This is a genomic window from Paracoccus sediminicola, assembly GCF_027912835.1.
GTDB lineage: Bacteria > Pseudomonadota > Alphaproteobacteria > Rhodobacterales > Rhodobacteraceae > Paracoccus > Paracoccus sediminicola.
Genome location: NZ_CP115768.1, coordinates 184,184 through 201,208 on the forward strand (window position 1 = coordinate 184,184; position 17,025 = coordinate 201,208).

The 17,025-nt window shown below is 64.8% G+C and carries 18 protein-coding genes; 12 read left to right on the top strand and 6 right to left on the bottom strand.

Annotated features, from left to right (window positions below; genetic code table 11):
* Positions 1 to 21: 21 nt before the first annotated feature.
* Positions 22 to 726 (top strand): tRNA (guanine(46)-N(7))-methyltransferase TrmB, encoded by a 705-nt coding sequence (gene trmB, locus PAF18_RS00950; protein WP_271116780.1) that lies wholly within the window; start codon positions 22 to 24, stop codon positions 724 to 726.
* A 197-nt stretch (positions 727 to 923) separates the two neighbouring features.
* Here the strand turns inward: trmB and mazG are convergent, their stop codons facing one another.
* Complete coding sequence (gene mazG, locus PAF18_RS00955) at positions 924 to 1,736, bottom strand: nucleoside triphosphate pyrophosphohydrolase (protein WP_271116781.1); 813 nt, start codon at positions 1,734 to 1,736, stop codon at positions 924 to 926.
* 143 nt (positions 1,737 to 1,879) lie between these two features.
* Here mazG and yajC point away from each other — a divergent pair, with 143 nt between their 5' ends.
* From yajC to gnd, 10 genes are all read left to right on the top strand, one after another.
* Entirely contained in the window at positions 1,880 to 2,206 is a 327-nt protein-coding gene (gene yajC, locus PAF18_RS00960) for a preprotein translocase subunit YajC (RefSeq protein WP_271116782.1), read from the top strand.
* A gap of 12 nt (positions 2,207 to 2,218) precedes the next feature.
* Complete coding sequence (gene secD / locus PAF18_RS00965; RefSeq protein ID WP_271116783.1) at positions 2,219 to 3,883, top strand: protein translocase subunit SecD; 1,665 nt, start codon at positions 2,219 to 2,221, stop codon at positions 3,881 to 3,883.
* Positions 3,884 to 3,893: 10 nt separating this feature from the next.
* On the top strand, positions 3,894 to 4,868 hold the full coding sequence (gene secF, locus PAF18_RS00970; protein ID WP_271116784.1) for a protein translocase subunit SecF: 975 nt from the start codon (positions 3,894 to 3,896) through the stop codon (positions 4,866 to 4,868).
* On the top strand, positions 4,868 to 5,227 hold the full coding sequence (locus PAF18_RS00975) for an Mth938-like domain-containing protein (RefSeq protein WP_271116785.1): 360 nt from the start codon (positions 4,868 to 4,870) through the stop codon (positions 5,225 to 5,227). The genes secF and PAF18_RS00975 overlap by 1 nt, the downstream gene beginning before the upstream one ends.
* Entirely contained in the window at positions 5,224 to 5,856 is a 633-nt protein-coding gene (gene ccmA / locus PAF18_RS00980; protein WP_271116786.1) for a heme ABC exporter ATP-binding protein CcmA, read from the top strand. Before PAF18_RS00975 ends, ccmA begins: the two co-directional genes overlap by 4 nt.
* A complete protein-coding gene (gene ccmB, locus PAF18_RS00985) occupies positions 5,853 to 6,509 on the top strand; it encodes a heme exporter protein CcmB (RefSeq protein WP_271116787.1) in 657 nt (218 codons plus the stop codon). Before ccmA ends, ccmB begins: the two co-directional genes overlap by 4 nt.
* Positions 6,510 to 6,548: 39 nt before the next feature.
* A complete protein-coding gene (locus PAF18_RS00990) occupies positions 6,549 to 7,274 on the top strand; it encodes a heme ABC transporter permease (RefSeq protein WP_271116788.1) in 726 nt (241 codons plus the stop codon).
* Positions 7,271 to 7,423, top strand: coding sequence for a heme exporter protein CcmD (gene ccmD, locus PAF18_RS00995; RefSeq protein WP_271116789.1), 153 nt, complete (start codon positions 7,271 to 7,273; stop codon positions 7,421 to 7,423). The genes PAF18_RS00990 and ccmD overlap by 4 nt, the downstream gene beginning before the upstream one ends.
* Positions 7,413 to 7,952 carry a DsbE family thiol:disulfide interchange protein gene (locus PAF18_RS01000; RefSeq protein WP_271116790.1) on the top strand — a complete coding sequence of 180 codons (540 nt, stop codon included), beginning with the start codon at positions 7,413 to 7,415 and terminating at the stop codon, positions 7,950 to 7,952. Before ccmD ends, PAF18_RS01000 begins: the two co-directional genes overlap by 11 nt.
* 117 nt (positions 7,953 to 8,069) lie before the next feature.
* Complete coding sequence (gene gnd, locus PAF18_RS01005) at positions 8,070 to 9,494, top strand: NADP-dependent phosphogluconate dehydrogenase (RefSeq protein WP_271116791.1); 1,425 nt, start codon at positions 8,070 to 8,072, stop codon at positions 9,492 to 9,494.
* A 75-nt stretch (positions 9,495 to 9,569) separates the two neighbouring features.
* Here the strand turns inward: gnd and PAF18_RS01010 are convergent, their stop codons facing one another.
* From PAF18_RS01010 to metZ, 3 genes are all read right to left on the bottom strand, one after another.
* Positions 9,570 to 11,954 carry an ATP-dependent helicase gene (locus PAF18_RS01010; protein ID WP_271116792.1) on the bottom strand — a complete coding sequence of 795 codons (2,385 nt, stop codon included), beginning with the start codon at positions 11,952 to 11,954 and terminating at the stop codon, positions 9,570 to 9,572.
* Positions 11,955 to 12,075: 121 nt separating this feature from the next.
* Positions 12,076 to 13,041 carry a GTP cyclohydrolase FolE2 gene (gene folE2 / locus PAF18_RS01015; protein WP_271116793.1) on the bottom strand — a complete coding sequence of 322 codons (966 nt, stop codon included), beginning with the start codon at positions 13,039 to 13,041 and terminating at the stop codon, positions 12,076 to 12,078.
* A gap of 112 nt (positions 13,042 to 13,153) precedes the next feature.
* The gene (gene metZ, locus PAF18_RS01020) at positions 13,154 to 14,329 is read right to left on the bottom strand and encodes an O-succinylhomoserine sulfhydrylase (protein WP_271116794.1); all 1,176 of its coding nucleotides are present in this window, start codon (positions 14,327 to 14,329) and stop codon (positions 13,154 to 13,156) included.
* Positions 14,330 to 14,584: 255 nt separating this feature from the next.
* Here metZ and PAF18_RS01025 point away from each other — a divergent pair, with 255 nt between their 5' ends.
* The gene (locus tag PAF18_RS01025) at positions 14,585 to 15,487 is read left to right on the top strand and encodes a DUF726 domain-containing protein (RefSeq protein WP_271116795.1); all 903 of its coding nucleotides are present in this window, start codon (positions 14,585 to 14,587) and stop codon (positions 15,485 to 15,487) included.
* Here PAF18_RS01025 and PAF18_RS01030 read toward each other — a convergent pair.
* Together PAF18_RS01030 and PAF18_RS01035 are read right to left on the bottom strand one after the other, a co-directional pair.
* On the bottom strand, positions 15,463 to 16,071 hold the full coding sequence (locus tag PAF18_RS01030; protein WP_271116796.1) for an inner membrane-spanning protein YciB: 609 nt from the start codon (positions 16,069 to 16,071) through the stop codon (positions 15,463 to 15,465). The genes PAF18_RS01025 and PAF18_RS01030 overlap by 25 nt on opposite strands.
* Before the next feature lie 24 nt (positions 16,072 to 16,095).
* The gene (locus PAF18_RS01035; protein WP_271116797.1) at positions 16,096 to 16,998 is read right to left on the bottom strand and encodes an EamA family transporter; all 903 of its coding nucleotides are present in this window, start codon (positions 16,996 to 16,998) and stop codon (positions 16,096 to 16,098) included.
* Positions 16,999 to 17,025 lie beyond the last annotated feature (27 nt).

Sequence of the window (17,025 nt, forward strand, 5' to 3'; positions counted from 1 at the left end):
GGCTTGCCACATGCTGCCCCCATGTCTCAGAAGCAGTTCGATCCCAACCCGACCCACCGCAATTTCTACGGTCGCCGCAGCGGCAAGACGCTTCGCCGCAGCCAGCGCGGCTATCTGGATGAGGATCTCGGAGCCTTACAGCCGACCAACATAACGGTCGATGAAAACCCCGCCCGTGAGCCAATCGACCCTGGCGCGATCTTCGGCGATGACCGCCCGGTCTGGCTTGAGATCGGTTTTGGCGGCGGTGAGCATATGGTTCACATGGCCGCCCGCTACCCCGAGATAGGGATGATCGGCTGCGAGCCCTATATCAACGGCGTCGCGATGCTGGTGGGCAAGATCCGCAAGGCCGGGGTCGGCAATGTCAGCGTCCATCCCGGCGATGCGCGGGACATGATGGATGTTCTGCCCGAAGGCTCCATCTCGCGCGCCTTCCTGAACTATCCAGACCCCTGGCCGAAGAAGCGCCATCACCGCCGCCGTTTCGTCACGCCCGAGCATCTGATCCCGTTGCACCGCGTCATGGCGCCGGGCGCGGAGTTCCGCGTGGCGACCGACATTCCCTCCTATGTCCGCCAGACGCTGAGCGAAGTTCCGAAAGCCGGCTTTCTGCTCGAAAGCCTGCGTGCCGTGGCATGGCCCGACTGGATCTCGACGCGGTACGAGCAGAAGGCCCTGCGAGAGCGCCGCACCCCGAGCTATCTCTCCTTTCGCCGCATCTGATGCCGGACCGGGGCGCTGCCCCGGACCCCGGGATATTTCTGTCAGGATGAAAGGCGGCGCCCTGCCGCGACGGCCTGTCGAAGGCGGCCCGGCAGGACGCTTTCACCCTGAGCGGTCATCGGCGTACCCGCCTGTACCGCCGCAACGGCATAGCGCGAAATGCTTTCATCCTGACTAAAATATCCCCGCCGGAGGCGTTATTCCCGCTCGGCGCGCTTGGCGGCGTTCCAGAGCGCGTCCATTTCCGCGAGATCCGAATCCTCGGGGCGGCGGCCTTCCCGGTGCAGCGCGGCCTCGATGGCGCGGAAGCGGCGGGTGAATTTGTCATTCGCAGCGCGGAGAGCATCTTCGGGGTCGATGTCCAGATGGCGGGCAAGATTGGCCATGACGAACATCAGATCGCCGAATTCTTCGGTCAGATGTTGGTGATCCGCGCGGTCCCGAGCCTCGACAAGCTCGGCGGTTTCCTCGGTGATCTTGTCGAGCACATCGGCAGCGCCCGGCCAGTCGAAGCCGACCCGGGCAGCGCGGTTTTGCAGCTTCACCGCACGTGTCAGCGCCGGCAGACCGAGCGCGACGCCGTCGAGCACGCCTTTTTCCTTCTTGGCCGCGCGTTCCGCCGCCTTGATTGCCTCCCAGTCCTTGACCTGCTGAGCGGCGGATTTGTCTCGGGATTCGTCCCCGAAAACATGCGGATGCCGGTCGATCAGCTTGTCTGAGATCCGTGCCGCGACATCGGCAAAGTCGAACATACCCTTCTCGTCGGCCATCTGGGCGTGGAACACCACCTGCAGCAGCAGATCGCCCAGCTCGCCCGGAAACTCGTCCCAGGCCTCGCGGGTGATGGCGTCGGCGACTTCATAGGCTTCCTCTATCGTGTAAGGTGCGATCGAGGCGAAATCCTGTTCGATGTCCCAGGGGCAGCCTTTTTCCGGGTCGCGCAAAGCAGCCATGATGCCGATCAGCCGGGCGATTTCTTGCTGGTTGCGGTCGGGTGCGCTGTTAGTCATCTGCATCTCCTTGAGGCGCCTCAGCCGTGCCACAGTGCCGCGCGCGAGTCCATCGCGCGCTTCCTTGCCATCCGCGCCCGCGAAGATTAGGTTGCGCCGCAATTCCGGGACCGCCGCGTCCCGCTTATCCGAGAGGTCCGATCATGTTTGTCACCCCAGCTTATGCACAGGCCGCCGGCGGAGGCGCGGGCGCCATCGCCCAGTTCATCCCGCTGATCCTGATCTTCGTGATCATGTATTTCCTCATCCTGCGCCCGCAGCAGAAGCGCATGAAGGAGCATCGCGCCATGGTCGAGGCGCTCAAGCGTGGCGATCAGGTCATCACTCAGGGCGGGCTGATCGGCAAGGTGACCGATGTGAAGGACGATGAGGTCACCGTCGAACTGGCCCAGGGCGTCAAGGTCCGCGTCGTGCGGGCGACCATCGCGCAGGTGGTGAACAAGACCGCGCCAGTCGCTGCCAACTCCTAAGGCACCACCGACATGCTGGACATCCCGCTCTGGAAACGCGTCCTGATTCTGGGCGTGGTGGTCATCGGCCTGATCTGGGCCATGCCGAATCTGTTCTATGGACGGGTCGAGGCCCATAACGATGCCCTCGCCGCCGCCGAGCAGGCCGGTTTCGCCACCGAGGAACAGCAGGCCGCCATTGACGGCTGGCCGAGCTGGCTGCCGAGCGGTTTGGTCAATCTTGGCCTCGATCTGCGTGGCGGGGCGCATCTTCTGGCCGAGGTGCATGTCGAGGATGTCTATAAATCCCGGATGGATTCGCTCTGGCCCGAGCTGCGCCGCACGCTCGCAGAGGAGCGCGACGTGATCGGTGCCGTGCGCCGTGTCGAAAGCCCTCAGGACCAGCTTCAGGTTCAGATCGAGAATGCCGACCAGATGGCCCGCGCCGTCGAGGTGGCGCGCGAATTATCCTCGCCCGTCGTATCGATCAGCGGTGCCGGGCAGTCGGATCTGGAATTCACGGCCTCGGGCGATGTGCTCACGGTTCAGCTTTCCGATGCCGAGAAAGCTGCGACCGATGATCGCACCATCCAGCAATCGCTGGAGATCGTGCGCCGCCGTGTCGATGAGGTGGGCACCCGCGAGCCGACCATCCAGCGTCAGGGGGCCGACCGTATCCTGATCCAGGTGCCGGGCATCGGATCGGCCGCCGAGTTGAAAGAGCTGATCGGGACCACCGCGCAGCTGACCTTCAACCCGGTTGTCGGCACCGGCTCGAATCCCGATGCGCCTGCGGGGCTTGGAAATGTCGTGCTGCCCTCGCAGGAAGATCCCGACTTCTACTATACCCTCGAAGAAGCGCCGGTCGTCACCGGGGAAGAGCTGACCGACGCCAGCCCCAGCTTTGACCAGAACGGCCAGCCAGCGGTGGAATTCCGCTTCAACCCGTCGGGCGCGCGCAAATTCGGCGCCTACACCTCGGCGAATATCGGTCAGCCTTTCGCAATTGTTCTGGACAGCGAGGTGATCTCGGCCCCGACCATCCGCGATGCGATCACCACCGGCACCGGGATCATCTCCGGCTCGATGAATGTCGATGAATCGACCCAGCTTGCCGTGCTGCTGCGCGCTGGTGCCCTGCCGGCCGAGCTGACCTTCCTTGAGGAACGCACCATCGGCCCCGAGCTGGGTCAGGACAGCATCGATGCCGGCAAGATCGCCTCGATCGTCGCGATTATCGGCGTCGTCGCCTATGTCGTGGCGAGCTATGGGATCTTCGGCGTCTTTGCCTCGATCGCGGTCATCACCAACGTGATCCTGATCCTCGCCTTCATGTCCGGCATCGGAGCGACTCTGACATTGCCGGGCATCGCCGGGATCGTGCTGACAGTGGGCACGGCGGTCGACGCGAACGTCATCATCTACGAGCGTATCCGAGAAGAACTGCGCCGTGGCAAGCGCGTTGCCACCTCGATCGACACCGGCTTCCGCGAGGCGATGTCGGCCATCATCGACGCCAATGTGACCACCTTCATCGCAGGGCTGGTGATGTTCTTCCTGGGCTCCGGTCCGGTCAAGGGCTTCGCGGTCACGCTGACCATCGGTCTGGTGACCTCGGTCTTCACGGCGATCTATCTGACCCGGCTGATGATCGTTGCGTGGCTGTCGCGCCGCCGTCCGAAGCAACTGGTTCTGTAAGGGGCATATTATGGCATTTCGTCTGAAACTCGTTCCCGATCAGACCAGCATCAACTTCTTCCGGCTGCAAAAATACACGTTCGGCCTGTCGGCCGTGCTGATGGTTCTGTCGGTGATCCTGCTGCTGACCATGGGGCTGAATTTCGGCATCGACTTCCGCGGCGGCACGACCATCCGCACCGAGAGCACGACCGATTTCGTCGTTTCGGATTATCGCGATGCGCTGACCGGGCTCGAGATCGGCGATGTGTCGATCACCGAGGTGTTCGACCCGAGCTTTGGCGAGGATCGCCATGTCGCCCAAGTGCGAATCGGCGCCAGCGAGGGCACCGAGGCGATGACGCCCGACCAGATCCAGACCGTCGAGGCGGCGCTGACCGAGGTGGACCCGAATGTCAGCTTCGTCGCCGTCGAATCTGTCGGCCCAAAAGTGTCGAGCGAGTTGATCCGCACCGCGGTCTATGCCGTGCTGGCCGCGTCGCTGGGGATCCTGTTCTATATCTGGATCCGCTTCGAATGGCAGTTCGCTGTGGGCGGCGTGGTTGCCATCGTGCATGACGTGCTGTTGACCATGGGGATTTTCGCGGCGCTTCAGTTGCGCTTCGATCTGTCCACGATCGCGGCACTGCTGACCATTCTCGGCTATTCGATCAACGATACCGTCGTGGTGTTCGACCGGCTGCGCGAGAATCTCATCAAGTTCAAGAACATGCCTCTGGTCGAGGTGATGAATCTCTCGGTCAACGAGACTCTGTCGCGGACGATCATGACCGCGGTGACGACCTCGATCGCGCTGTTCGCGCTGTTCGCACTCGGCGGCGACGTGATCCGCGGCTTTGTCTTTGCGATGCTGTGGGGCGTGCTGGTCGGGACCTATTCCTCGATCTATGTCGCGAAGAACATCGTGCTCTGGCTCGGCGTCAAGCGCGACTGGTCGAAGCCCGACCCTGACAAACTGCCCGACCAGTTCACCGAGCAACCCTGATGCAGCTCACCGATGCCAGATACCCGAACGGCGCGCTGCCCGTAGACGGCTATGGCACCGGGTTCTTCCGGGTCGGCGGCGCGCTTCACGAGGGGCCAGTCATCGTGGCGTCGGATCTTGGCGTTGTCCCCTGGGGCGGTCTTGACGATCGCGCGGCGCTGCTGGCGCTGGAAGGCAAGATCGACGTGCTGTTTCTGGGCATGGGCGCGGATATCGCGATACCCTCACGCGAGCTGATCGAGGCGCTCGATGCGAAGGGCATCATGGCCGAGCCGATGACGTCGGCTTCGGCGGCGCGCAGCTATAACGTGCTGCTCGCGGAAGGGCGGCGTGTCGGCTGTGCGCTGATCCCGATATGAGCCTGCTGGCCGTCCACGATCTCGCCGTTTCTCGCGGCGGGATGCGTGCGGTGGAGGGTCTGAGCTTTCGTCTGGGCAAGGGCGAGGCGCTGATCCTGCGCGGGCCGAACGGCATCGGCAAGACCACCGTGCTGCGCAGTGTTGCAGGTCTTCAGCATCCGGCGGCGGGTCGGATCGAGATGGACGCCGACAGCGTGGCCTATGCTGCCCATGCGGACGGGCTGAAACCGGCGCTGACCCTGCGTGAGAACCTGGAGTTCTGGGCGCGTGTCTTCGGGCGAAGCCACATTAACCACGCCGTCGAGACCATGCGGCTGACCGATCTTACCGAGCGTCTGGCAGCCACGCTCTCTGCGGGGCAGAAGCGCCGCCTCGGCCTCGCGCGGCTTCTGGTGACGGGCCGACCGCTCTGGGTGCTGGACGAGCCCACCGTGTCGCTTGACGCGGAATCGGTCGCGCTGTTTTCCGGGATGATTCGCGCCCATCTGGCTGCGGGCGGTGCTGCCTTGATGGCGACCCACATCGATCTCGGCCTGCCCGAGGCGCGGTTGCTGGATCTGACACCCTATCGCGCAAGGCCGGGCAAAGGAGAGGCCCGGCCCGCCGGCTTCAACGAGGCTTTCGCGTGATCGCGCTGCTGCTGCGTGACCTGCGCCTTGCAATGCGCGCCGGGGGCGGCTTCGGACTTGGCGTGGCGTTCTTCCTGATCCTCTGCACGCTGGTTCCCCTTGGCGTCGGCCCCGACGCGGCGACGCTGGCGCCCATCGCGCCCGGCATCCTCTGGGTGGGGGCGCTTCTGTCCTGCCTGCTGTCGCTCGACCGGATATTTGCGCTCGACCACGAGGACGGGACGCTGGAGCTGCTGGCGACCTCGCCCTTGCCGCTCGAAGCTGCCATCGCGGTGAAGGCTGCGGCGCATTGGCTCACCACCGGGCTGCCTCTGGTCGTTGCCGCGCCGGTGCTGGGGCTGCTGCTGCACCTGCCGGGCGAGGCGATGGGGGTGCTGGTCCTGACGCTGCTGACCGGAACGCCCGCCCTCTCGATGCTTGGCGCATTCGGCGCTGCGCTGACCGTCGGCCTGCGCCGGGGCGGGCTGCTGCTGTCATTGCTGGTGCTGCCGCTTTACGTGCCGACCCTGATCTTCGGGGCAGAGACGCTGCGCCGCCATGTCGAAGGGGTTGAGGCCACGCAGCCACTGATCTTCCTCGCCGCGATCACCTTGCTGGCGCTGGCGCTTATCCCCTTTGCGGGCGCTGCGGCATTACGTATCAATTTGCGCTAGCCCCTTCACCGCATGGCCGCGAAAAGCTAGGACAGCCTCATGTCGATCTGGGAATATGCCAACCCCGTCAAATTCATGCGCGTGTCCGGCGCAATGCTGCCCTATGTCGCGGGCGGCGCGGCTGTCTGCACTTTGGGGGGGCTGGTCTGGGGGTTCCTGACCCCCGAGGATTACCGTCAGGGCGCCACGGTGAAGATCGTGTTCCTGCATGTCCCCGCTGCGCTGATGGCGATCAATTGCTGGCTCATGATGCTGGTCGCCTCGCTGATCTGGATCATCCGCCGCCACCATGTCAGCGCGCTTGCCGCCAAGGCCGCCGCGCCGATCGGTGCGGTAATGACAGTCATCGCGCTTGTGACCGGTGCGATCTGGGGTCAGCCGATGTGGGGGACATGGTGGGAGTGGGACCCGAGATTGACCAGTTTCCTGATCCTGCTTTTTTTTTATATCGGCTATATTGCGCTTTGGTCGGCGGTCGAGGACCCGGACAGCGCCGCCGATCTGACCGGGGTGCTGTGCCTTGTCGGCTCGGTCTTCGCGCTGCTGTCGCGCTATGCGGTGAATTTCTGGAACCAGGGGCTGCATCAGGGCGCCTCACTTTCCGTCGCCGAGGGCGAGCGGATGAGCGCCGTCTATCGCTATCCGCTCTATCTCACCATGCTGGGGTTCTTCCTTCTGTTCCTGGCGCTGCTGCTGATCCGCACCCGGACCGAGATCCGCATTCGCCGCACCGCTGCCCTGCAAGCCCGCGAGGCCCGCTCATGATCGAACTCGGGAAATATGCCGGCACCGTGCTGTCCGCCTATGGGATCAGCCTTGCGCTGCTCGTGGCGATCATCTGGCAGAGCGTCGCCCGCAATGCCCGCGCCCGGCGCGATCTGGATCGGCAGGAGGGCCGCCGCAATGCGCGTTAAACCCCTGATGCTGCTGCCGCCGGTGCTGTTCCTATCGCTGGCTCTTGTGTTTCTCTGGGGCATGGGGCGGGACGATCCGAACACATTGCCCTCCACCATGATCGGTCGAGCGGCCCCGCCACTGCCAGAGACGACCTTGCCCGGCAACACCCAGCTCACCGACGAGATGCTGGCAAAGCCCGGTGTGAAGCTGGTGAATTTCTGGGCGAGCTGGTGTCCGCCCTGCCGTGCCGAGCACCCGACGCTGATGGAGCTTTCAGAGCGGATGCCCGTCTATGGCGTCGATCTGAAGGATGACGAGGCCGACGCTTTGCGCTTTCTGGATGAAGACGGCAATCCTTTTGCCGCCATCGCCACCGATCCGCGCGGCCGCGCCGCCATCGACTGGGGGGTCACGGCCCCGCCCGAGACCTTCATCCTCGACGGGGAAGGCAGGGTGCTCTACCGCCATGCCGGCCCGCTGATCCGCGATGATTACACCAACCGCTTCCTGCCCGAGCTGGAGAAGGCGCTGGCGGATGAGGGCTGAGCGCCACCGTTTGAACTGGCCCTTGGCGGGCGATTTGTTAACCATTGCCACAGACCGTCCCGGCGCCATCGCGGGACGCAGCGGAAGCACAGGCGGAGGGACAGGCAGGTGAGCGACATGGACAACGCCCCGAGGACCGGGCTGATCGGGTTGGGCACGATGGGCGCCGCTCTGGCGCTGAACATCGCCGAGAAGGGCTATCCCATCGCCGTCTATAACCGCACCGCCAGCGTGACCGACGACTTCGTTTTCGGGGCCGGCGATCTTTCGGCTCGGCTGACCCCGGCGAAGTCTTTCGAGGAGCTGGTGCACGCGATCAGGCCGCCCCGCACGATCATCCTGATGGTTCCGGCGGGCGAGATCGTCGATCAGCAAATCGCGGCGCTCTCCCCGCTGCTCGGCGAGGGCGATCTCATCATCGACGCCGGTAATGCGAATTACGCTGATACCGAACGTCGCGCGACCGCCAGCCGGGACCAGCCCTGGGACTTCATGGGCATCGGCGTCTCGGGCGGCGAGGAAGGCGCGCGGCACGGCCCCTCGATCATGGCCGGCGGAGATGCGGCGCAGTGGGATCGCATGGGCGGCATGCTGGAAGCAATCTCGGCCAAATACGAGGGCGAGCCCTGCGCCGCGCTCATGGGGCCGGGCGGGGCCGGTCATTTCGTGAAGATGGTACATAACGGCATCGAATACGCCGATATGCAGATGATCGCGGAAGCCTATGCGCTGATGCGCGACGGGATGAGCCGCGACACCGACCGGATCGCCGAGACGTTCGAGACGTGGAACCGCGGTCCGCTCGCCTCGTTCCTGATCGAGGTCTCGGGCATAGTGGCGCGGGCACAGGACCCGATCTCGGGCGGGCCCATGCTGGATGCGATCCTGGATGCGGCGGGGCAGAAGGGGACCGGCCGCTGGACCGTGATCGAAGCGCAGAAACTGGCGGTCGCTGTCCCGGTCATCGAAGCGGCGGTGGTCGGGCGCAATCTTTCGGCGCGGGTCGAGGACCGGGCGAAGGGGGCAGAGACCTTCGGCGCCCTGCCGCAATCGCTGCCGGATGGCGCGCTCGACACCGATACGCTCGAGGCGGCGCTGATCGCGGGCAAGATCCTCTGCTATGCGCAGGGTTTCGAGATGCTTGCCCGCGCCTCGTCGGAATTCGGCTGGGATCTGCCAATGGCCGTGATCGCCCGGATCTGGCGAGAGGGCTGCATCATTCGCTCGGACATGCTCAATGACATGGCCACGGCCTTTGAAACTGCGCCGGATGGCAATCTGATCTTCGCCGCGCCCTTCACCGGATTGCTGCGCGAGCATGAGGCGGCGCTGCGCCAAACCGTCATTGCTGCCACAGGCTCAGGCATCGCGGTGCCGGCGCTGTCGGCGGGGCTATCCTGGTTCGATACGATGCGCAGTCCGCGCGGTCCGGCGAACATGATCCAGGCGCAGCGCGATTTCTTCGGCGCGCATGGCTTCAAGCGGTTGGACGGCAAGGATTCGCCGCATGGCCCGTGGGGCGAAGACGGCGCGCAGCACTGAAAGTGCGGGGCTGGTCGCAATGCGCGGCTCGGCCCGGCCCCGAAGGCCACGGTCGCGTCTCGACCATGCAGCGCGTCAGAACGGCACGTCGTCACCGGCGCCCACCGGCTGCACGTAACCCGCCTTTACATTCTTGAACCCTGCCTCGAACTGGATGGTCAGCGTGTCCTCGGCGATGCCCATCACCGTGCCTTCGCCAAATTTCGGATGGCTCACCCTGTCGCCCACGCTGAACCCCACCGCCTCGGCATCGATCACCGTCGCGGCCGGGGCGCGCGGCTTGGCGCGCATATCCCCGCGCGCCGCCATGCGCTTCCAGCCGGGTGAGTTATACACATCCGCATGAGCGGCACGCTGATGCATCCCGGCACCGAAATCGGTTCCCGCCGCCACCGCCGCGCCGCCATAGCCCTGGCCGTACAGCCCCGGCGCGGTCAGCACCTCGACATGATCCTCGGGCAATTCGTCGATGAAGCGCGAGGGCAGAGAGCTTTGCCACTGCCCATACATCCGCCGGTTCCCCGCAAAGCTGATCGTGGCCAGCTTCTCGGCGCGGGTGATCCCGACATAGGCCAGCCGACGTTCCTCCTCGAGCCCCTTCATCCCGCTTTCATCCATGCTGCGCTGAGACGGAAAAAGCCCATCCTCCCAGCCGGGCAGGAAGACGATCGGATATTCCAGCCCCTTCGCCGCATGCAGCGTCATGATCGAGACCGCGTCCTGCGCCTCATCGTTGTCGCGGTCCATCACAAGCGCGACATGTTCCAGAAAGCCCTGCAGATTGTCGAACTCCTCCAGAGCCTTCACCAGCTCTTTGAGGTTCTCCAGCCGGCCCGGCGCGTCGGGGGATTTGTCGTTCTGCCACATGGCGGTATAGCCGGTTTCATCCAGAATCCGCTCGGCCAGCTCGACATGGTTGGCGGTCTCATCGAGCGTATCAGCATGGAAGCGCCCCATCGCCTCGACGAATTCGCGCAGATTGGCCAGACCCTTGCCGCCCAGCAAACCGTTCGCCACCACCGATTGAGCGCCGATCAGCAAGGGCTGGCCCAGATCCCGCGCCTCGGCCTGGATCGTCTTGACCGCCTTGTCGCCAAGCCCGCGCTTGGGCGTGTTCACGACCCGCTCGAAGGCCAGATCGTCGGCGGGCGAGACCGCCAGCCGGAAATAGGCCATCGCATCGCGGATCTCGGCCCGTTCATAGAAGCGCGGCCCGCCGATCACACGATAGGGCAGGCCGATGGTCATGAACCGGTCCTCGAAGGCGCGCATCTGGTGCGAGGCCCGCACGAGGATCGCCATATCGTTCAGATCGTGCTTGCCGACGCTGTGCCGCGTGCCGGAATGGAAATCCTCGATCTCTTCGCCGATCCAGCGGGCTTCAGCCTCGCTGTCCCAATGCCCGATCAGCCGGACCTGATGCCCGCCCTCGGCCTCGGTCCACAGCGTCTTGCCCAAGCGACCCTTGTTTGCGGTAATCAGCCCCGAGGCGGCGCTGAGAATATGCTGGGTCGAGCGGTAATTCTGTTCAAGCCGGATCACCTGCGCGCCGGGAAAATCCTGCTCGAATCGCAGGATATTGCCCACCTCGGCCCCGCGCCAGCCATAGATGGACTGGTCGTCATCGCCGACGCAGCAGATATTGCGATGCGCCTGCGCCAGCAGCCGCAGCCACAGATATTGCGCGACATTGGTGTCCTGATACTCGTCCACGAGAATATAGCGGAACCGCTTCTGCCACTGTTCCAGCAGATCGGGATGCGCCTGGAACAGCGTCACGCAATGCAGCAGCAGATCGCCGAAATCCACCGCGTTCAGCGCCAGCAGCCGGTCCTGATAGGCGCGGTAAAGCTGCACCCCCTTGCCGTCGAACCCGGCACCCTCGTTGCGGGACACCTTGTCCGGGGTCAGCGCACGGTTCTTCCAGCCATCGATCATCCCGGCCAGCTGCCGTGCCGGCCAACGCTTTTCGTCGATATTCTCGGCCGCGATCAATTGCTTCAGCAGGCGAAGCTGATCGTCGGTGTCCAGAATGGTGAAGCTGCTCTTCAGATGCAGATCGCCGCGCCCGATCAACTCGGCATGGCGGCGCAGGATCTTGACGCTGACGCTGTGGAACGTTCCCAGCCACGGCATCCCCTCGACCGCCTCACCCAGAAGCCGCCCGATCCGGTCGCGCATCTCGCGCGCGGCCTTGTTGGTGAAGGTCACTGCCAGGATCTCGCGCGGGTAGGCCCGCCCGGTCGAAATCAGATGCGCGATCCGGGTGGTCAGCGCCCGCGTCTTGCCGGTGCCCGCGCCTGCCAGCATCAGCACCGGCCCGTCCAGCATTTCAACCGCCCGTCGCTGCGCCTCGTTCAGCCCGTCCAGATAGGGCGGCGGGCCGGAGGGCATTCCCATGGCGCGCTGCGACAGGCTCAGCCGGGTTTCGGCGGCCTCGAAGGGATCGTCATCCATCATGGCGCCACCATAGCGACGTAGCGCGCCGCAGAAAAGTGGTGTTCTTGAATTGTTCGGCCCTCGCCTTCACTCAGAGATCCGGGGGAGAGCCGCGACCCGCGCCCCGGCGGCAACGCGCCGCTCACCCCCGATGCAGCAGGCTGGCGAAGGTGGTCGGGTCGAGGCTGTCCTGCGCGAAGGTTTCTCCGTTGACCAGCATCGACACAGCATCATGGCTGTGCAGCGATTCCTGGTGGCTGGCGATGACGCGGAAATCGCTGACCCGCGGCTCGGCGATGAGCTGTTCGGCAAAGCTGCGCACCGCGTCCTCGACAAAGATCGGGCTGGAGGCGTTCAGCTCGGCAAATGCCTGCTCATCCTCACGCTTCACCATCACCTGAGTCTCGGTCGGCACGGCGCGGCGGCACAGCTCGATCATGTCTTCGAACCACAGCCGCTCTTCGTCGCTCATCACAACCGACAGCCGCGCGACCGAGCGCTGCGAATGCGGCGTCGCCAGCCGGCCGCGGCTTTCGCGGGCATGTTCGGACAGTTCCAGCGAACAGGGGCAGGTCGAGCTATAGACATAATCCAGATGCATGATCCGGCGCCGCTGCCCCTCATGCTCGATCAGTTCCAGCGCGATGTCGTAATATTGCCAACCCGCGAGCCCCGAACGCAGCGAATCGACCCGCATCGGATAGCTCAGCCGCATCTGGATCCGCGCATCCATGCTGTCGAGATCGCCCTTGTAGTCATCCAGCGCGGTCTCCATCACCGCCATGCTGAACTCTTTTTCAGCATGGGCGTAGAAGCTGCGCATGATCCGCGACATGTTGATGCCCTTGCGATCCGCCTCGAGGCTGACCGTGCCGGTAACGCTTGTCTCCAGCACGATCTCGCCGCCCTCGCGGGTGCGGAAATGGATCGGCAGCCGAAAATTCGAGATCCCGACATGCTGGATCAGAACATTGGCGCCCACGATCAGGCTGGACGGACCGTTCTGCAGATCGGGCAGGCTGGCCTTGTATTGCGGATCGACCGTGAATTCGGCGTCATATTCCCGCGACAGCGCAGGGTAGAGGGCGGGCGGGCGAGGCGTATTCAAGGGGCTGGCTCCTTCATGGTCGCGCCTCGGATATATGACAATCTTCCGGCAGCCAAAGAGTTCCGTGCCCAGATCGGGACAAAATCCCTACGCAGGGCTGGAACACGTCACGTCATTCCAAAGCCTGTGTCAGATCGGCGATCAGGTCGTCGGGATGCTCCAGCCCCACCGACAACCGCACCAGCCCCGGCGAGATCCCAAGCCGGGCGCGCTCTTCCTCGCTCAGCCGCTGATGCGTGGTCGTGGCGGGATGGGTGATGATGGATTTCGCATCGCCGAGATTGTTCGAGATCAGCACCAGCTCCAGCCTGTCCAGCACCTTGAAGGCCTCGTCCTTGCCGCCGACGATTTCCAGCGCCAGCATGGTCCCGCCCGAGCCCATCTGCGCCATGGCCAGATCGTGCTGCGGATGGTCGGCCAGTCCGGGATAGATCAGCTTCGACAGTTTCGGATGCCCGCTCAGCGCCCCGGCGATCGCAGCGGCGCTGTCGGCCATGCTGCGCACGCGCAGTTCCATCGTGGTCAGCCCGGTCAGCATCAGCCAGGCGTTGAACGGGCTGATCGCGCCGCCGGAATGCTTCACATAAGGCTCGGCCACCTCGCGCACATATTGCTTGCTGCCGCAGATCACCCCGCCCAGAGCGCGGCCGGCGCCGTCGATATGCTTGGTCGTGGAATAGATCACCACATCGGCACCCTGTTCCACCGCGCGCGAAAAGACCGGCGTGGCGAAAACATTATCGACCATGACCATCGCACCATGGGCATGGGCGATGTCTGATACGGCGGCGATGTCGATCACCTCCAGCGTCGGGTTTGAAACGGATTCAAAGAACACCGCCGTAGTACCGTCGCGCACCGCCGCGCGCCACTGGTCCAGATCGGTGCCGTCTACCAGCGTCACCTCGACTCCGAAACGCTGCAACACATCGAGCAGATACAGGTTCGACCCGAACAGCGCCCGCGCGGCGACGATATGGCTGCCCGAGCGGCAGACCGACATCAGCGCGCCATTCACCGCGGCCATGCCTGACGTGGTGGCAAACGCGTCCTCGGTGCCTTCAAGCGCCGCGATCCGGTCCTCGAACATACGGTTGGTCGGGTTGCCATAGCGGGCATAGATGAACTCGTCATCGCCGACCTTCTGGAACCGCGCCTCGGCCTGGGCGGCGTCCTCATAGACGAAGCCCTGGGTCATGAACATCGCCTCGGCCATCTCGCCATACTGGCTGCGACGGGTGCCGGCGTGGACGGCAAGGCTGCGCTTGTGCAGTTTGCTGCGGGTCATGTTGGGCCTCACTGGTTGCGCCCTTGCGATACGCCGACGCGGCATTCTTGGCAAGGATTGCCGGATCGCGCGGGCGGCATTGCAATGTCGCGGTCGGCTGTTTCGCGCATTGTCCGGGCCCCTTTCGAACTGACGCGCCTGTGTCCCGGCTACAACATCTTGTAGAGTGTCACCGCGGCGTCACAAGCCGGTCACCCCAGTGTCGCGTAGCAGGACTATCCCGCAGGTGACGGAAACCGCGTGTGATCTCTTGCCATGGCGATCCTGCCGATCAACGCCGATCAGCCACTCCCGCCGCAGCTTCTGCGCCGGGCGGCAAGCCTGCCCGCAGGCGCGCCGGTCATCGTCATGATCCACGGCTATCGCTTCTGTCCCTCGCAGCCCGAACATGACCCGCATCGCCATATCCTCGGGCTCGGCCCGATGAAGCCCGGCGCGAGGCGGCAGCGCTCATGGCCCAGGGCCCTCGGGCTGAGCGCCGAGGGCGATGAAGCGCTCGGCATCCCCTTTGGCTGGCCTGCGCGCGGGCGTCTGGCGGCGGCCTATCGCCGGGCCGGCGAGGTCGGGCAGGGGCTGGCAGACCGCATCGCCGCGCTCTCGGACAGCGCGGGTCGTCCGGTGCATCTCATCGGGCATTCGCTCGGCGCGCGCGTGGCGTTACAGGCGCTTGGCGCGGCGCGGCCCGGCAGTGTCGGAAGGCTGATCCTGATGGCCGCGGCAGAGCTGCGCCCGGCAGCCGAGGCCGCCTGCGACAGCCCAGCGGGTCGCCGGGCCGAGATCATCAATGTCACCTCGCGAGAAAACGATCCCTTCGATCTCGGGCTTGAGCTACTGGTTGGGCGCGCCCGTTACCGCGCGCTCGGACAGGGTCTTTCGCAACCGCGCCGCAATTGGCTGGATCTTCAGATCGACGCGCCGGATGTGCGCGACAGCCTGTCCGCACTCGGCTTCCCCATCGGCGCCGACACGGCCCGCGCCTGTCACTGGTCGCCCTATCTGCGCGACGGGCTGTTCGAGCTGTACCGCGTCGCGCTCTTGCAGCCCTGGGCGCTTCCGCTGCCGCTTCTGCGCGCGCATCTGCCGCTGCGCCAGGCCCCGCGATGGTCACGCCTGCTGGAGCCGCCGGGGCGGCGTCAGTCCTCCTTGTCGAGCGCATAGCGCCGGAACAGCCCGGCATTCGCGATCAGGAACAGGAAGGTGATCAGCGGCATCCCGAATGTCTTGAAATTGACCCAGGCGGTGTCCGACATGGTCCGCCAGACGAACTCATTGGCCAGCGCGAGACCGGCAAACAGCAGCGCCATGCGGAAGGTCAGCTTGATCCAGCCTTCATGCTCCATCGGCAGAGCCTCGCCCAGAACCAGCTGCAACCAGTTCTTCTTCAGTGCCAGCCCCAGCCCCAGAAGCCCGGCAAAGATCGCATAGATGATCGTCGGTTTCATCTTGAAGAACCGGTCATCGTTCAGCCAGATGGTCAGCCCGCCGAACACCACCACCAGCACCAGCGTCATCACCTGCATCGCCGACAGCTTGCCGGTCAGCCGCCACAGCGCCAGGATCGAGGCGACCAGGACAGGCACGAACACCATCGTCGCCAGCACGAAGCCGCCATATTCTTCGCCCCACAGGGTAAACACGCGGTCGCGGGTCAGCATGAACACCGCGAAAAAGACGATCAGCGGCCCGTATTCAAGCGCGATCTTCAGACCGGGGCTGACCTGTTTCGGCTGGGTGTCACTCATCGTCCTGTCCTCTCGGGGCGCGGCCTAATGCGCGCCATATTCCATGATGACCGCCCCCGCGGCGATCATCGCCATCAGCGCGGCGCGGCGCGGCCCCACCTTTTCGCCCAGGACGAGCCAGCCGACAAGGGCCGCGAAGACCGTCGAGGTCTCGCGCAGCACCGCCGCGCGGCCAACCTCGTCGATGCGGGTGGCAAGCATGATCGAGCCGAAGCTTGCAAAAGCCACCAGCGCCCCGACCACGCCCCGCAGCCCGAGCCGCGCCCATTCTTCGCGTGGCAGCGCGGCCAGCCTGCGGCGCGCGAAGACCGGCATGAACAGCCCGTCCAGCAGAAAGAACCAGGCGAGGAAGGTGAAGGGATCAGCCGACTGCCTGATGCCCCAGGCATCAAATGTCGTATAGGCAGCGACAAAGACTCCGGTCAGCACCGCCCAACTCAGCGCCGGGATCAGCGTCTCGCGCCCGACATCCAGCTTTCGGTAATTGTAATAGCCGAGCCCGAGGATGCCCGCGACGAGAATGCCGATCCCCGCCCATTGCGTCAGGTTGTAATGTTCCTGGAACACGATCCCCGCCGCGATCACCGTGACCAGCGGGCCGGTGCCGCGCACCACCGGATAGACCACCGTATAGGCGCCGCGCTGATAGGTCATCGCCTGCGCGAGCTTATAGCCGATATGGATCACCAGCACGCCGAGAAAGATCGGCCACAGATGCGGCTCGGGCCAGGGAACCACGAACAGTGCCACCGGCAGAGCTATCAGGAACACCCATAGATCTATGGCGGCACGGCTGACCCAGGGATCGTGGCGCCCCTTCTGAAGCGCCCCGAAAATCGCGTGCAGCATCGCCGCCGACACCGCCAGAACAGTCGCGATCCGCGCGCCCTCCGGCGTGCCAGAGATCTGGTCGATCCACTCGGTCATGCGCGCTTCATGCGCCCGAAACCGCCC

Coding starts and splice junctions, on each gene's coding strand:
- PAF18_RS01000 (WP_271116790.1), top strand. CDS start 7,413: ATGCGCGTTAAACCCCTGATGCTGCTGCCGCCGGTGCTGTTCCTATCG.
- PAF18_RS01030 (WP_271116796.1), bottom strand. CDS start 16,071: ATGAGTGACACCCAGCCGAAACAGGTCAGCCCCGGTCTGAAGATCGCG.
- gnd (WP_271116791.1), top strand. CDS start 8,070: ATGGACAACGCCCCGAGGACCGGGCTGATCGGGTTGGGCACGATGGGC.
- PAF18_RS01035 (WP_271116797.1), bottom strand. CDS start 16,998: ATGACCGAGTGGATCGACCAGATCTCTGGCACGCCGGAGGGCGCGCGG.
- metZ (WP_271116794.1), bottom strand. CDS start 14,329: ATGACCCGCAGCAAACTGCACAAGCGCAGCCTTGCCGTCCACGCCGGC.
- PAF18_RS01010 (WP_271116792.1), bottom strand. CDS start 11,954: ATGATGGATGACGATCCCTTCGAGGCCGCCGAAACCCGGCTGAGCCTG.
- secF (WP_271116784.1), top strand. CDS start 3,894: ATGGCATTTCGTCTGAAACTCGTTCCCGATCAGACCAGCATCAACTTC.
- yajC (WP_271116782.1), top strand. CDS start 1,880: ATGTTTGTCACCCCAGCTTATGCACAGGCCGCCGGCGGAGGCGCGGGC.
- ccmA (WP_271116786.1), top strand. CDS start 5,224: ATGAGCCTGCTGGCCGTCCACGATCTCGCCGTTTCTCGCGGCGGGATG.
- trmB (WP_271116780.1), top strand. CDS start 22: ATGTCTCAGAAGCAGTTCGATCCCAACCCGACCCACCGCAATTTCTAC.
- ccmD (WP_271116789.1), top strand. CDS start 7,271: ATGATCGAACTCGGGAAATATGCCGGCACCGTGCTGTCCGCCTATGGG.
- secD (WP_271116783.1), top strand. CDS start 2,219: ATGCTGGACATCCCGCTCTGGAAACGCGTCCTGATTCTGGGCGTGGTG.
- mazG (WP_271116781.1), bottom strand. CDS start 1,736: ATGACTAACAGCGCACCCGACCGCAACCAGCAAGAAATCGCCCGGCTG.
- PAF18_RS00990 (WP_271116788.1), top strand. CDS start 6,549: ATGTCGATCTGGGAATATGCCAACCCCGTCAAATTCATGCGCGTGTCC.
- PAF18_RS00975 (WP_271116785.1), top strand. CDS start 4,868: ATGCAGCTCACCGATGCCAGATACCCGAACGGCGCGCTGCCCGTAGAC.
- PAF18_RS01025 (WP_271116795.1), top strand. CDS start 14,585: ATGGCGATCCTGCCGATCAACGCCGATCAGCCACTCCCGCCGCAGCTT.